The organism is Providencia sp. PROV200 (genome assembly GCF_049901995.1).
Classification (GTDB): domain Bacteria; phylum Pseudomonadota; class Gammaproteobacteria; order Enterobacterales; family Enterobacteriaceae; genus Providencia; species Providencia rettgeri_E.
In genome coordinates this window covers 183,250-194,917 of the sequence record NZ_CP096308.1, presented here as the reverse complement: position 1 = coordinate 194,917, position 11,668 = coordinate 183,250, and the positions used below count along the sequence as shown (strand labels likewise).

At 47.1% G+C, this 11,668-nt stretch carries 14 protein-coding genes; 7 read left to right on the top strand and 7 right to left on the bottom strand.

The window, feature by feature from the left end:
- Nucleotides 1-32: 32 nt before the first annotated feature.
- The 3 genes from M1E86_RS20925 (at nt 33) to M1E86_RS20915 (ending at nt 2,734) form a co-directional block, all read left to right on the top strand.
- Nucleotides 33-608 (top strand): hypothetical protein, encoded by a 576-nt coding sequence (locus M1E86_RS20925; RefSeq protein ID WP_042847265.1) that lies wholly within the window; start codon nt 33-35, stop codon nt 606-608.
- Nucleotides 609-643: 35 nt separating this feature from the next.
- Nucleotides 644-1,570, top strand: coding sequence for a thioredoxin domain-containing protein (locus tag M1E86_RS20920; RefSeq protein ID WP_052219383.1), 927 nt, complete (start codon nt 644-646; stop codon nt 1,568-1,570).
- A gap of 156 nt (nt 1,571-1,726) precedes the next feature.
- Nucleotides 1,727-2,734, top strand: coding sequence for a hypothetical protein (locus tag M1E86_RS20915; protein WP_052219384.1), 1,008 nt, complete (start codon nt 1,727-1,729; stop codon nt 2,732-2,734).
- Nucleotides 2,735-2,769: 35 nt separating this feature from the next.
- On the opposite strand, the gene M1E86_RS20910 is transcribed toward M1E86_RS20915, so the two are convergent.
- Entirely contained in the window at nt 2,770-4,245 is a 1,476-nt protein-coding gene (locus M1E86_RS20910; protein ID WP_042847267.1) for a 3'-5' exonuclease, read from the bottom strand.
- A 208-nt stretch (nt 4,246-4,453) separates the two neighbouring features.
- Here M1E86_RS20910 and M1E86_RS20905 point away from each other — a divergent pair, with 208 nt between their 5' ends.
- The 3 genes from M1E86_RS20905 (at nt 4,454) to M1E86_RS20895 (ending at nt 6,161) form a co-directional block, all read left to right on the top strand.
- The gene (locus tag M1E86_RS20905; RefSeq protein ID WP_042847269.1) at nt 4,454-4,834 is read left to right on the top strand and encodes a hypothetical protein; all 381 of its coding nucleotides are present in this window, start codon (nt 4,454-4,456) and stop codon (nt 4,832-4,834) included.
- Nucleotides 4,831-5,121 (top strand): DUF1294 domain-containing protein, encoded by a 291-nt coding sequence (locus M1E86_RS20900; protein ID WP_226617172.1) that lies wholly within the window; start codon nt 4,831-4,833, stop codon nt 5,119-5,121. Before M1E86_RS20905 ends, M1E86_RS20900 begins: the two co-directional genes overlap by 4 nt.
- A gap of 122 nt (nt 5,122-5,243) precedes the next feature.
- The gene (locus M1E86_RS20895; RefSeq protein WP_042847272.1) at nt 5,244-6,161 is read left to right on the top strand and encodes a LysR family transcriptional regulator; all 918 of its coding nucleotides are present in this window, start codon (nt 5,244-5,246) and stop codon (nt 6,159-6,161) included.
- A 65-nt stretch (nt 6,162-6,226) separates the two neighbouring features.
- Here M1E86_RS20895 and traA read toward each other — a convergent pair whose 3' ends face one another.
- On the bottom strand, nt 6,227-6,562 hold the full coding sequence (gene traA, locus M1E86_RS20890) for a TraA family conjugative transfer protein (RefSeq protein WP_042847274.1): 336 nt from the start codon (nt 6,560-6,562) through the stop codon (nt 6,227-6,229).
- 328 nt (nt 6,563-6,890) lie between these two features.
- On the opposite strand from traA, the gene M1E86_RS20885 reads away from it, so the two are divergent.
- On the top strand, nt 6,891-7,526 hold the full coding sequence (locus M1E86_RS20885) for a phospholipase D family protein (protein ID WP_080750914.1): 636 nt from the start codon (nt 6,891-6,893) through the stop codon (nt 7,524-7,526).
- A 59-nt stretch (nt 7,527-7,585) separates the two neighbouring features.
- Here the strand turns inward: M1E86_RS20885 and M1E86_RS20880 are convergent, their stop codons facing one another.
- The 5 genes from M1E86_RS20880 to M1E86_RS20860 all read right to left on the bottom strand — a co-directional run bounded on the left by M1E86_RS20880 (nt 7,586) and on the right by M1E86_RS20860 (nt 11,668).
- Nucleotides 7,586-8,278 carry a hypothetical protein gene (locus M1E86_RS20880; protein WP_052219385.1) on the bottom strand — a complete coding sequence of 231 codons (693 nt, stop codon included), beginning with the start codon at nt 8,276-8,278 and terminating at the stop codon, nt 7,586-7,588.
- 50 nt (nt 8,279-8,328) lie between these two features.
- Entirely contained in the window at nt 8,329-9,471 is a 1,143-nt protein-coding gene (locus tag M1E86_RS20875) for a hypothetical protein (protein WP_042847275.1), read from the bottom strand.
- A gap of 287 nt (nt 9,472-9,758) precedes the next feature.
- Nucleotides 9,759-10,829: a restriction endonuclease gene (locus M1E86_RS20870; protein ID WP_052219386.1), complete on the bottom strand. Its 1,071-nt coding sequence runs from the start codon at nt 10,827-10,829 to the stop codon at nt 9,759-9,761.
- A gap of 9 nt (nt 10,830-10,838) precedes the next feature.
- Entirely contained in the window at nt 10,839-11,210 is a 372-nt protein-coding gene (locus M1E86_RS20865) for a hypothetical protein (protein WP_042847277.1), read from the bottom strand.
- Nucleotides 11,211-11,230: 20 nt separating this feature from the next.
- A complete protein-coding gene (locus tag M1E86_RS20860) occupies nt 11,231-11,668 on the bottom strand; it encodes a hypothetical protein (protein ID WP_042847279.1) in 438 nt (145 codons plus the stop codon).

The window sequence follows — 11,668 nt, the reverse complement described above, 5'->3', positions numbered from 1 at the left end:
AATGTCTGTGCTTTCTAACCGGAGAAGAAGTGATGAAAACCCGTAAACGTTTCGCATTGCCATTGTTGGCAACCTTAGTCATAGCCACCTTGACCGGGTGTGCAGCGGATGAACCAAAGGCCCCTGAACGCACCTATGTTGATGAAACGCAGGTGACGGTGGTCAAGGCGACTTACCCTGAAGGCTATGAGTTTTCAGAGTCTTACTACAGCACTGAACGTGGCGGTGCTGCACTGCGCCACCCAGGCTATGAGCATACGCTTGTGAGCCCATATGCCGTTCATGACCAAACGGGTAAGCGGTATGTTGCACACGATCTGGACACCCAGATTTTACTGACCAGTGTATCCAGCAGTGCCTATGCTAACGGCCCGCGCGGGACATTTACTCAGTCACCCAGGTTCTGCGATGAAAATTCGTTCATGCTGCCGAACAATAAGCAAACTGCCAAACGTGGCGAGTACCTGCAAATTAAAGAGCGTTATTGCTCTACACCAGGTTACCGTCTGAGCCAGCATGAAATTGACGTGCTGACCCGTGGCGAACCGGAAGAACTGCGTCAGTATCGACTCAAGATGTATGTCGATAACCAGTTCACCAAATTTTAAGTGACTAATTAATTCTTAAGTGGGGTAAGAAAATAATGTCCAAGCAAGTCAATAAAATTCAAGTCGTTGGGCCAATTGCAATTGGCGTGATGATTGCTGTGTCAATGGGCGCAAGTCTTTACACTGCCGTGCAAACGAGCGCCATCAAGACCAAACTTAACGCGCTTCAATCGCAGGTGGTTGAAGTCGAAAACTTTAGCAAAAGCATATCCGCAAGTGTTGAGGGGCACTTTGCGCAGTTGGCTAAATCCGGTGGTGGTGGCGTTGGTGCTAACGGTGATGTTAAGTCGGCGGTACAAGCTGCGTTAGCCGGTTTGGAGGAAGATAAGCTGGCAGAGAAACGCGCTGAACTATACAAAGGCTGGGAACAGGTCAGTGTCAACAAAGACGGGCGCTACATCTACGGTAATCCGGACGCACGATTCACGCTGGTGAATTATGAAGACCTGGAATGTCCGTTCTGTAAGCAGTTCCATAAGACGCCGAAATATCTGGTCGATACGGCCAATAATGGCGCGGTGAACTGGGAATGGCGTCACTTCAACCTGGCTTTTCATGAGCCAATGGCAACCAAAGCGGCAATGACAGCAGAGTGCGTGGCAGAGCAAAAAGGACCGAAAGGCTTCTGGGGTGCGACCAACTACTGGTTTGAGCACACGCAGGGCAATGGCAAAGGCTTTGAAGACAGCGCAGGCATCCCTGCATTGTTTGAGCTGGATAAAGCAGCGTTTGACACCTGTATGCAGGATCCGAAAATCATCCAGCGCATCAAGCGTGATATGGATGCCGGTACCAAAGACGGCGTAAACGGGACGCCAACTACCATCGTGATCGACAACAAAACCGGTGAACGTGAAAGCATTGTCGGCGCGAGACCATTCGCAGGCTTCGTTGACGTCATTGAGCGAATGGTGAAAGGTGGTTTAGAGAAAGCTCCCGCACCGGCACAGGCCAAAAAATAAATGTTGATGCCCGGTTTCGCCGGGCATTTTTTAATGTTCATTGAGTATCCCAGAAAAGCCATTGATTTATTCTAAAGGTTATTAAAATCTTCCGTCTCAAATCGTCTTAAATGTTGATATAATTAGTCATTAAAACATTAATTATAAGTGGAATGAATGGAAGGCGAAAAGGAAAAAGTCAAGATTTTCTATTCTTGGCAATCAAGCTATGACGAACGCAAAAATAGGTTCTATATTCGTGATGCTTTAACAAAAGCAGTGACGCATCTGAATGAAAAACAATCAACATTCATATATGAATGGGATCAAGCCACGGATTACTCATCAGGAAGTCCTGACATTTTAGCAACTATATTGGCTAAAATATCGGCATCACAAATCGTGATTAGCGATGTGACAGTGATACCTCAAAATGGGACACCTAAAAATGAATTTCCAAATCCTAACGTTATGTTTGAACTGGGTTTTGCAGTTGCAAAAATAGGTTGGGGGCGAATAATTACTTTGTTGAATAGTAGCGAAGGGCATGGCCCCAAAGACCTACCATTTGACATCAATAAGCAGAGGGTTTCACTATATAATTCGAATAGAGATGACGGAAAGAAAAACCTAGAAAAGTTACTTATATTCGCCATTGAATTGATCACCTCTAATAACCCTGCATACCCTAATGAATCTGACCCAGCCATAACAGAAAAAATCAAGCGCCAGAGTGATATTAATACCCTGACCGGTTTAATGAATTATCTCGATACAAATATACTTGATTATTATTTTGAGGCATTGCCTAACATAATGTATTTTGATGGCTCAACCTGCTGGGAATCATTTAGAGCGATATTCAAGTCAAGTGCATTTTATTTGTATGACACTACAACTTTCAAAATACTGAACAATATTTATGAAAACTGGAGTCAATTAGTTGAAGCTGGTCAGTTTTTTTATGATCATCACCAGAATGGACTTGATTATATATTTCCAGGGAGAAAAAGGTACGAAAGCAGCGATGCTCAGATGGCTTGGGATGTTATTGGCTCGCTTTCAATGTCATTGCAAATGGAATTGGCTTCTTTAATAGAGAATTTAAAAAATAAATTCCCAGAGATAGATATTAATAAAACCAATAGTGAAGGCAGAAAAGATATCATCCGATCAAGACCTTAGTCTTATTGAATAAAGGCCCATTACGGGCCTTTTCTTTACACGATAATGATGGATTCGTTTCGTTCTCGCCTATGGTTATATTGTTCCAGCAGCTCCATCATTGAGCCATTAATGTTGATGCGGCTCTGTGTGCGGGTAATCGCGACATAAAGCAGGTTCATCTCATCAATAATGCTTTGTTTCGATTTCTTCATCATCAAAGCTTCAATAATGCTTGGGTAATCATCATTGAGGATAACGTTATCCCATTCCATGCCCTTGGATGTGTGAGCCGTGGTGATAATAAGATCAGCATCTTTGTGGGTACGAGCCTCATTCAGGCGCATCGTATCGACCATGCCGGGGATATCAACGTAGTTTTCCATCAACCTGATAGCCCGCATCATGTTCGTGTCTTTGGTCGTTTCGGCAATCTCCTGGAAGTTGGCCCAGTTACCGTAATCTGTCAGCACCCGAGGGTTTTTAATAGCTTCATAGTTACTTGTTTTCATGGCGTGAAGATCAAGCAACTCCCCCAGATTGTACTTACCGATACCACCATTCCACATGACACGCTTCCCCATCAGGATAGCCTCATAGGCAGAAGAAATGACTCCCATGTACGTTCGTGAGATAACAGCATGGAAGCCATGTTCGGCGATTTCATGAGGCTGACAAACTTCATCCAGCTTACCCAACCCTACAAGTGGGTGGGTTTCGCCAATCATGGATAAGACCACATTGGCAAGAGCTGCAACCATTGGGCCAAAGCGGAAAGACTTTGTCAGCCTGAGGACTGACGCGCCTTTTTCTTCAACAACGTCCAGCGCATTCTCTGCACCACGCCAGCGGTTAATCATTTGATGCTTATCGCCGACAAATAACTTCGCACACTTGTTATTGAGCACAATATCGAGTGTCACGGGGTTGGCGTCCTGAGCTTCATCGAACAGGATAATGTCATAGACCGAATCCAATGCAGGGTTAGACATCTGATAAAGCTTCAGTAACGTGTTATTCGTGCAAGGCACGTCAGATTCCTGATCGATTTGTTGCTTCCAGATCCGACGCGCTGCGCGCAATGCCGAATCCACGCGTGAAGGTGGGATTTTGTCAATGTTGCCGAGATCTTTTAATACGTGGGTCGTGTTAATTTCATAGTCAGCTGAGTTCATAAAGTGTGAAAGGCCATTGATAGCCAGTTTGACCACGCGCCAATCCTCTTCCTCCATCAGATCGCGGTACTCTTTAACCTGAATATTCAACTTTGTTTTATGGCGATAATGCTTAAAGCGTGCAGCGGCCAGCGCATGAGAGGTTTTGCACTCCACGTTTTTAGGGAATTTTTTCTCCGCCTCTTCACGGATAGACTTATTGAAGACCAAGTAAAGCATCTTCTTGTCTTTATGCGTGTCGGCATAGACCTTTAGTGTGAATGTTTTGCCCGAGCCTGCATAGGCCTGCACGCAAACCATCGATCCGGGCTCAGCCTTGTAGTCGATAATCCTCTGTTGCTCGTCAGTTGCTGCCATGAGCCTTCCTGTCGGTTGAAATGGACATAAATGGTACGATTTATACAACCGAGTTGGCACAAAAAAGGAGAGCGGATCGGGGACAAAAAAGGCTGACTAGTGGATTCATTCGGTGTCTCATAGAGACGATAAATTTGGGGAGGTATTATCGTAAAACTCGGTAGTGGTTACCGGTTTAGAAATCCCCACAACAACAGGCCATAAGTGCATGAAGAATCCCGATGAAGAACCCTTAAATAGCGAGCCCATTAGCCCAGATAGCCTTGTTAAAACGTTACGCACGCTGTATATGAAGAGCACGCGCGCCCTTCGTGAGTCTGACCGGCAGGCACAAAAGAAAAAGCAACTGCAAAAGGCCGTGCAGGATGCCACAATGCAGTTAAACGAACTAACCATTCAAAGTCTGGATGAGCAGCGCAGTGAGGCGTTTCTGGTGCAGCAGGATATAGCAACAAAAGCACTAAGAAAGGCCAATCGTAAACTGGCGAAGTTCTTTGATACAGCTGAGGAAGTGGAAGATCGCACTACGCTTGCGATGACAAACCTTCGGGATTATCTCTCCACGAATATTGATGAGAGGAATAAATGATGTTTTACGCATACTCGGTGCTGTGGATGATTGCCTGGAGCCTCATTTCGATTTACGTGTATCGTAAGGACAAGCAACAGGCTATCGAGAGAGGCCCGCGAGTAGAGGAATTAACGCTTGATGCGCTGGCCTTTCTCGGTGGTTGGCCGGGTTGCATCATCGCCCAGCAGATGTTCAAGCATAAAACACGTAGTGCATATCAGCGCCGATTTCGTGCTTTAGTAGGGGCCTGGGTGCTTGGCTATGCTTCTTTGTGGTATTTTTTGTGGGTTGGTCAAATTATCTAATCACCAGCATTTCAGACCAAAAAGGGAGGTTGCATTTTTAATGCGCCTCCCTTTTTGTTTACTTCAAAAAAGTAAATTGCAAAAATACAATCCTAGGCTGCAATTTTGCATGGGGAGGATGCATGTATTTATCGGGATGGGACGACGTCAAAGTTTTCCTTGCTGCTTTTCGAACCAATTCCTTGAGGGGGGCATCGATTCGTTTGTCGATGGATCAGACCACGGTAAGTCGAAGGCTAACAAATTTAGAAAAACAACTCGGTGCTAAACTGTTTTACCGCACGCCAGATGGATTAGTTCCTACTGAAGTGGCAGAAAGAGTGTTAGGTATCGCCCAGGAAATGGAGCGTAACTCTGTTTCCTTTCTGCGCTTGAGTGAAGGATCTAATGGTGAATTCTCCGGTGACGTATCAATAGCTACTACAGACAGGCTTGCAGTCGAATTCCTAATGTCAGCAGTTAAGATATTGAGAGATCGCTACCCCAATATTAATGTCACCATGAAACTTGGCGCACAGATGGCAGATATGTCGCGTGGTGAAGCTGAAATTGCCGTGCGAATCCAAAGACCTGCGGCACCAGATCTAATTGCTAAAAGGCTAGGGAGCTGGGATGTCGGCCTATACGCAACCCAGACATACCTTGATAAGTTTGGCCCACCAGAACTCGGCCAGCACCTTGCTAACCATGATATCGCTTTATACGACAATAAATTCAGCAGCCCTGTACCTGATACGATGGTAGGTGAATCTCGCCGAGATGCGCGGGTTGTAGCCAGGCTGACATCAAGCTTCTTACTCACAACCTTTGTGCGTTCGGGAATGGCTTTAGGGGAACTGCCATGCTACCAAGAGCAACGGTATCCTGAGTTAATTCGAATATGGCCGGATAAGGCCAGAAAGAAAAAATATGAAGTGTGGAAAGTCGTACATAAAGATGCCGCTGAACTCGCTAGGGTAAAAGCAGTATCAGAAGTCATTTCTGAAGTGTTTGAACGTGATATTAAGCCATTTGTCGCAGACCTACAAAGCTCGCTGTAATTTGCGCTACAAAGCAAAAACCCGACCGAAGTCGGGTTTTCTTGATGCTGGCCGTAGCCGCTGAATTAGATGCCAGCTGGCAGGGCGGTCGTTACGGCGCTGGTGGAAGTCATCATGCCGTTGATGATATCCGGCGCGTAGTACAGGCCGATGGCCGCACCAACAGCGACCGCGAAGGTCATCAGGGACTGGCGAACAACCGCAGCAGCAACGCCGACGATGACGATCAGACCCACCAGCACGCGGCCCAGAGAACCCTGCATGTAGGAAGTGATTGTGGCCCACACTTCGCTAAAACCAGTTTGCTCGGTACCTTTCGCGTAAACGGCGGTCACGCCCAGAGCCAGAACAGCGGAAGCAGCCAGAACAGATTTCAGGTTACGGGCGGAGATAGTTTTCATCGTTAACATCCTTTCTTGAGTTAAATTTCAGTTTTTGGATGTTCACCTGACTATTTAACGGGTTTCAGCAGGGAACGCAGATAAATATACAGATACCGAATACCTGATTCATTAAAAAAGCCTGACAGAAATACCTTGAAACATGAGAAATAAGGTGACTTTTTGATGCAAAAAGGGAAATGGTTAGATGTAATGGATAAAAATCTGATTTATTGAGTTTTCTGCATGTAGAAAAAAGGTGAACAAATCGCATGGCTAAACGTTTTGTTGCTTGTTTTCCCTGTGTTGTAATGGTTAGTGCAATTACAAACTTCTAAAATGGTGACTCATGGATCTCAAGAAAAAGCTTTTGGTCAGTTCCTTGGCTTTCACTCTCTCGTTATCAGCCCAAAACGCATTCGCGTTTAAATTTGACGATCTGCTTAACGGTCTGGGTAGTAGCCAAGAACAAAGCGAACAAATCCCTCCACGCGCACAGAAAGGCGCGCAGATAAACCACCAAACGCAAATCGTAATTGGCTTCTCGCCAGAAGGGTCAGCCCAGAAGGCGATCATCAATGCTATCCGCTCGGCAAAGTCAGAGCTCCGCCTGGCCGCATATTCCTTTACATCGAGAGATATCGTGAAAGAGCTGGTGGCAGCAAAGAAGCGTGGTATTGATGTCAAGATTGTGGTGGATGAGAAAGGCAATAAGAGCAAGCACTCTATATCAGCGATGAATACGGTAAGACTGGCTAAGATCCCAATCCGAACCAACGGGCGATATGCCATCATGCACGACAAGTTCATCGTGGTTGACCGGCAAACGGTGGAAACTGGATCTTTCAACTACAGCGATAGTGCGAATAAGCGAAACAGTGAAAATGCGATCGTGTTGTATAATTTACCAGAAGTGGCTGAGGTTTATCTGGAGCATTGGGAACGCCGTTGGGCAGGCGGGACCGAGCCGGAGATGAGCTATTAAGTTGGAAGTGTCAAGTTAGCGAACTGAAAACCACTCTATATATCGAGTGGTTTTTTTGTTCAACGCAAAATGGCGGTGAGCTCGCTCTCGTTAGTATCGACAAAGAACACCTCCCATAGCTTTTTCGCCAGGGTAGGGTTGATGACATTCACCTTGGAAATAGGCATCACACGACTCAGACCCAACCCCATAAAGTGCTCATAGAGCATGCGGGAGTGCCCACCAAACACACTTAGCGGCTGATTCAGAAGAAACACCACCTCTGCCATTGTTAAGCCTTCAACCTGCAACGTATAGCCCAGCGCGCGGGAACAAATCTCACGCATTACGCCGCGCTTAACTCGATAAATTTCATCTTCACTGAAGTGCTTTGGTAACTCACTTCGATCGCAGGTCATAGGGTCGATGCCGTCAATATAGCAGGCCGAATCATACTCAATACGGTACTGTGGCTCACCACTGTCATCGGTATTTTGCAGGCAACCAACCGGGTCAAGAATGGTGCCATCCTCCAGGACTAACCAGCCATACTGCGTATGAGATATTGAAAAAACGCCGTGATCACCATCGTTAACCGCCTCTTTATGTCGCGTTAGCCGAGTTCCCAACATTGCCTTACCACCGAAAACACCCCGCTGAAGAAGCGCACGACAAACTAGGTATGAATGTTGTGGTGTCCATTCGGCGTGAGGAATGCTGATACAGTAGCTTGTCGCAATGAGACGGATTCCATCAATAAGAGGGCTTATCATATTTACTCCGATAAAAAAGGCGTATCAAGGATACGCCTGTCCCATTGATCTTACTTTTTTGATTTCGGCTTTTGTTCAGGCTCCGCCGAAATGTAACGAAGGGAGTCAGTCCGCTGGCCCGGCTCACCAACACCTTGGAGAATCAGTGAATAGGTTCGCTTGCCTGCAACGATAAACAGATCCGTTGCTTGCGACCAGGAGGCCTTATTTTCACTGCGCTGGACACGGAGAATACCGCCAGGCAGCAATTTCAGTTGCCAACCTTTCTCGTCTGACAGGTAGGCACTTATGTTCTCACCCTTATCCGTTGGTAGCAGGAAGATTTTGGCAGCAAACGTGCTGTAGAGATAAACGGTATCCTGTTGTTGAGCTTTATACTCAACTTTCAACGCCGAACCTGTGTAGTTCAGATCCGAACCCGTCATCGTCATAGGTTGAGCGAACTGATTAGTAGCGGGGAGCTCAACGCGCTCCGGTCGGATAGGTTCTGGTGAGCCTGCTGGTGCAGGCTCAGCCGCCTGAGTTGGTACAGGAGTTGGTACTGGCTCAGGCGCTGGCAGTTCAGCCTTCGCTTGCTCTTCAGCCACTGGGGCCGCTTTTACGTCACCGCCCAGTGAAGGGGAAACGTCGGCTTCAGGTGAATTTTCCTCAGCGATCCCAAACTTGGCCGGGTCATACTCCCGCTCATTGCTGGCCGCAATTGGAGCAGATTGCTCTGCCTTAACGACATCTTCAGCCGGAAGGATTTCTGCCGTAGGCATAACAGGCTCAACCACTTCGGCTTCAACCGGAGTTTTAGTTTCAGGCAAACTGTTCTTCTTCAGTTCGGCAATTTCCAACGCGGGCGTTTGCGGCTCGTTTTTGCTATCAGTTGTTACGGCTTCGGCATTAGTCAGTTCAGACTCATGAGCTTGAGTGCCGCTGTTCTCAATGTCCTCTTTGACTTTATCAGTCAGCGCAACACCGTCGTTACCGATATTAACCGACATAGCTTCGACTTTCTCAGCCGGAGTTTTATCGCTCGTTAAAATAACAGCCGTCATCGCACCCCCTGCGATAATGGCCGCTACGATCACGGAAAGCACCGTCTTCTTCGATACTTTCTTCGTTGGTTCAGGCGTGTCCGCTTCCGCAGAGCGTTCACGCAAAATTTCCTGACCGTATTCAGCGCCAGTGCCGCGTTTCTCAGTCATCTATTTCCCCTCAAATTCATTCATGCACATTACCGATCACTGCAACGTTCGTTATGTTTACCCCGTCGCAGTTCAGCCTATTTAACAAACCCCGCAGAACGGAGCCCATGACCAACAGTGTTACCCTCACTGCCTGGTTGGATTGCTTGGTGATTATAACGGCATTGCTTCCGCTGCCGAAATTCAGAAGGGCGAAAAGGTCTGCGTTTTGCTTCCCTTTTCAGATGGAGTGGATATAAAAAAAGAACGCCGACTAAACGGCGCTCCATGAAAGAAAAGGTGAACGACTACAGTTCGCGGGTACCACGACAGTCTGGGAATAGGGAGCAACCAAAGAATGCTGACTTGCCAGATTTTCGAAGAACCATCTTTCCGCCGCATACCGGGCACAACGGCTCTTTCGCATCAATGGATTGAGTGGTTGCTTGGGACTTAGGGGGATTCTGTTCTAACTCTCCATTCCCTTTAATCATTTCGATCAGTTGTGTACCGTCGAGTAAAATAACCTTTCCTTTCACATTTTCGCGTTGAGCGAACTTCCATGCTTCATCGGTAAACAGGCCTGACGTAATAATGAATCCACGGTGAAAGCCGTCTGCGAGCACCACACCGTAAATTTCGCGGACAATAGCAACACCGACACGGTTTGTTTTCCAGTGTTTGCATTGCACCATTTCCCGGTGGCCGAAACCCTGAAGCTCAACATCCACACCACCGTCAGCGCCAGCCTGAGTAACACGGGCGCGATAGCCTTTAGTTTCGAAGAACTTGCAAACCACTTTTTCGAACTGATCCCACGTCATTCGCTCTAAGACCTGACGTGCATTGACGACTCCTTTTAGCTTGCCAAGCGCACGCCCTGAAGCCGATAACTGAAGATATTTAACGACCGTCCCAACAAAGAAACACAAGCCGATATAGAAAAGGAAAGCACCCACTAGCAGCGGTAGTTTGGCATGGAGCAGGTTCATGACAGAGACCATTTTGTCTTCAACCTTCTCACCGGGCGGGAACAACACATCGACAATCGCCTGGCTGATGGCACCTTGATACCCATAAGCATAGAGAAGGACCGTGATTGCCGCGATTGGAAGCCCGATATAGACACGAAATAGCAATGTGGTCTGAGGGGCATTTAAAGTGCGCCAATTTTCTTTTCTGAACCACGTTCCGACAACAACCCGCCCAGAGAACGTGAAAAACAGGAAAATGGACAACGTCAGCAGAAAGGAAATCAGCTGAATTTTCGAGCTCCCCGCAAAAATCGTATTGAGCACTATAATCAGGCCCGACATACCATAGAAGCGGATCCGCATTGCCTTTTCGGGTGTAACCTGACGTTTCTTTCCTTTCGACATTTACTGCACCTATTTTCGTTTTTTAGGCCAAGCCCGGCGAGCCTTGGCCCTCACCGACAGCTCATTGGAATTTAGAATCACGATGTCGTAAACGGCAATCAACCCCACTACGGATGGCGTGCCGTAAACGACAATTTCAGGGATGAGAGGTAGGTATGGTGAAATGACAGCATAGTAAACCACTAGTGATAAGACATACGTTGCCCAGATGTAGTAAATTTCTTTGCGGGCCAGCAAAAATACAGCGGCACAGAACAAAGCCATGTTTCCAACACCGATAATGTGGAAGAGCTCGGCCTCATTCTTACTGGCATATACAGCCAGGGCATAAACACCAGCTATCATTAACATTAAAACGTAGTTCACCACACGCAAAACCATATAAACCTCAACAAAGTAGCTTAGTCATTTGAATGTGCCGAGTTTATCATCGGCAGATCCGCTGACGAAATCACTCCAGTTTCGGCCGCAGGCACGTACCCAGCCATAGCATCCTGGTTATCGCATGCGATTTGGTTGGGGATCCAAAAATCCCCGTTCGTTGCTTCAACAAACCGAAAAACCATTTGGCAGGGGACATTTAGGACAGACGCGATAATCATGGTTTGGTTGCTCCCCTCAATAAATCGGGCGCTTTCATACTGAGCATCCTCAGCGAGCCCTTCGTTAAATAAGACTTGTAGTGCATCCAGCTCCGTCACTGGATCCGTCGTCACCTCTTTGCTCGGCGCTTTCTGTTGCGCTGGGGCTGACAGAGGTGTCACAGGCATCGGCTTTCCCGGCCCGACGTTAGCGCACCCCCCAAGGATTAGAACCATCAAAACTGACAGATATTTCAT

Coding starts and splice junctions, on each gene's coding strand:
- M1E86_RS20925 (WP_042847265.1), top strand. CDS start 33: ATGAAAACCCGTAAACGTTTCGCATTGCCATTGTTGGCAACCTTAGTC.
- M1E86_RS20920 (WP_052219383.1), top strand. CDS start 644: ATGTCCAAGCAAGTCAATAAAATTCAAGTCGTTGGGCCAATTGCAATT.
- M1E86_RS20915 (WP_052219384.1), top strand. CDS start 1,727: ATGGAAGGCGAAAAGGAAAAAGTCAAGATTTTCTATTCTTGGCAATCA.
- M1E86_RS20910 (WP_042847267.1), bottom strand. CDS start 4,245: ATGGCAGCAACTGACGAGCAACAGAGGATTATCGACTACAAGGCTGAG.
- M1E86_RS20905 (WP_042847269.1), top strand. CDS start 4,454: ATGAAGAATCCCGATGAAGAACCCTTAAATAGCGAGCCCATTAGCCCA.
- M1E86_RS20900 (WP_226617172.1), top strand. CDS start 4,831: ATGATGTTTTACGCATACTCGGTGCTGTGGATGATTGCCTGGAGCCTC.
- M1E86_RS20895 (WP_042847272.1), top strand. CDS start 5,244: ATGTATTTATCGGGATGGGACGACGTCAAAGTTTTCCTTGCTGCTTTT.
- traA (WP_042847274.1), bottom strand. CDS start 6,562: ATGAAAACTATCTCCGCCCGTAACCTGAAATCTGTTCTGGCTGCTTCC.
- M1E86_RS20885 (WP_080750914.1), top strand. CDS start 6,891: ATGGATCTCAAGAAAAAGCTTTTGGTCAGTTCCTTGGCTTTCACTCTC.
- M1E86_RS20880 (WP_052219385.1), bottom strand. CDS start 8,278: ATGATAAGCCCTCTTATTGATGGAATCCGTCTCATTGCGACAAGCTAC.
- M1E86_RS20875 (WP_042847275.1), bottom strand. CDS start 9,471: ATGACTGAGAAACGCGGCACTGGCGCTGAATACGGTCAGGAAATTTTG.
- M1E86_RS20870 (WP_052219386.1), bottom strand. CDS start 10,829: ATGTCGAAAGGAAAGAAACGTCAGGTTACACCCGAAAAGGCAATGCGG.
- M1E86_RS20865 (WP_042847277.1), bottom strand. CDS start 11,210: ATGGTTTTGCGTGTGGTGAACTACGTTTTAATGTTAATGATAGCTGGT.
- M1E86_RS20860 (WP_042847279.1), bottom strand. CDS start 11,668: ATGAAATATCTGTCAGTTTTGATGGTTCTAATCCTTGGGGGGTGCGCT.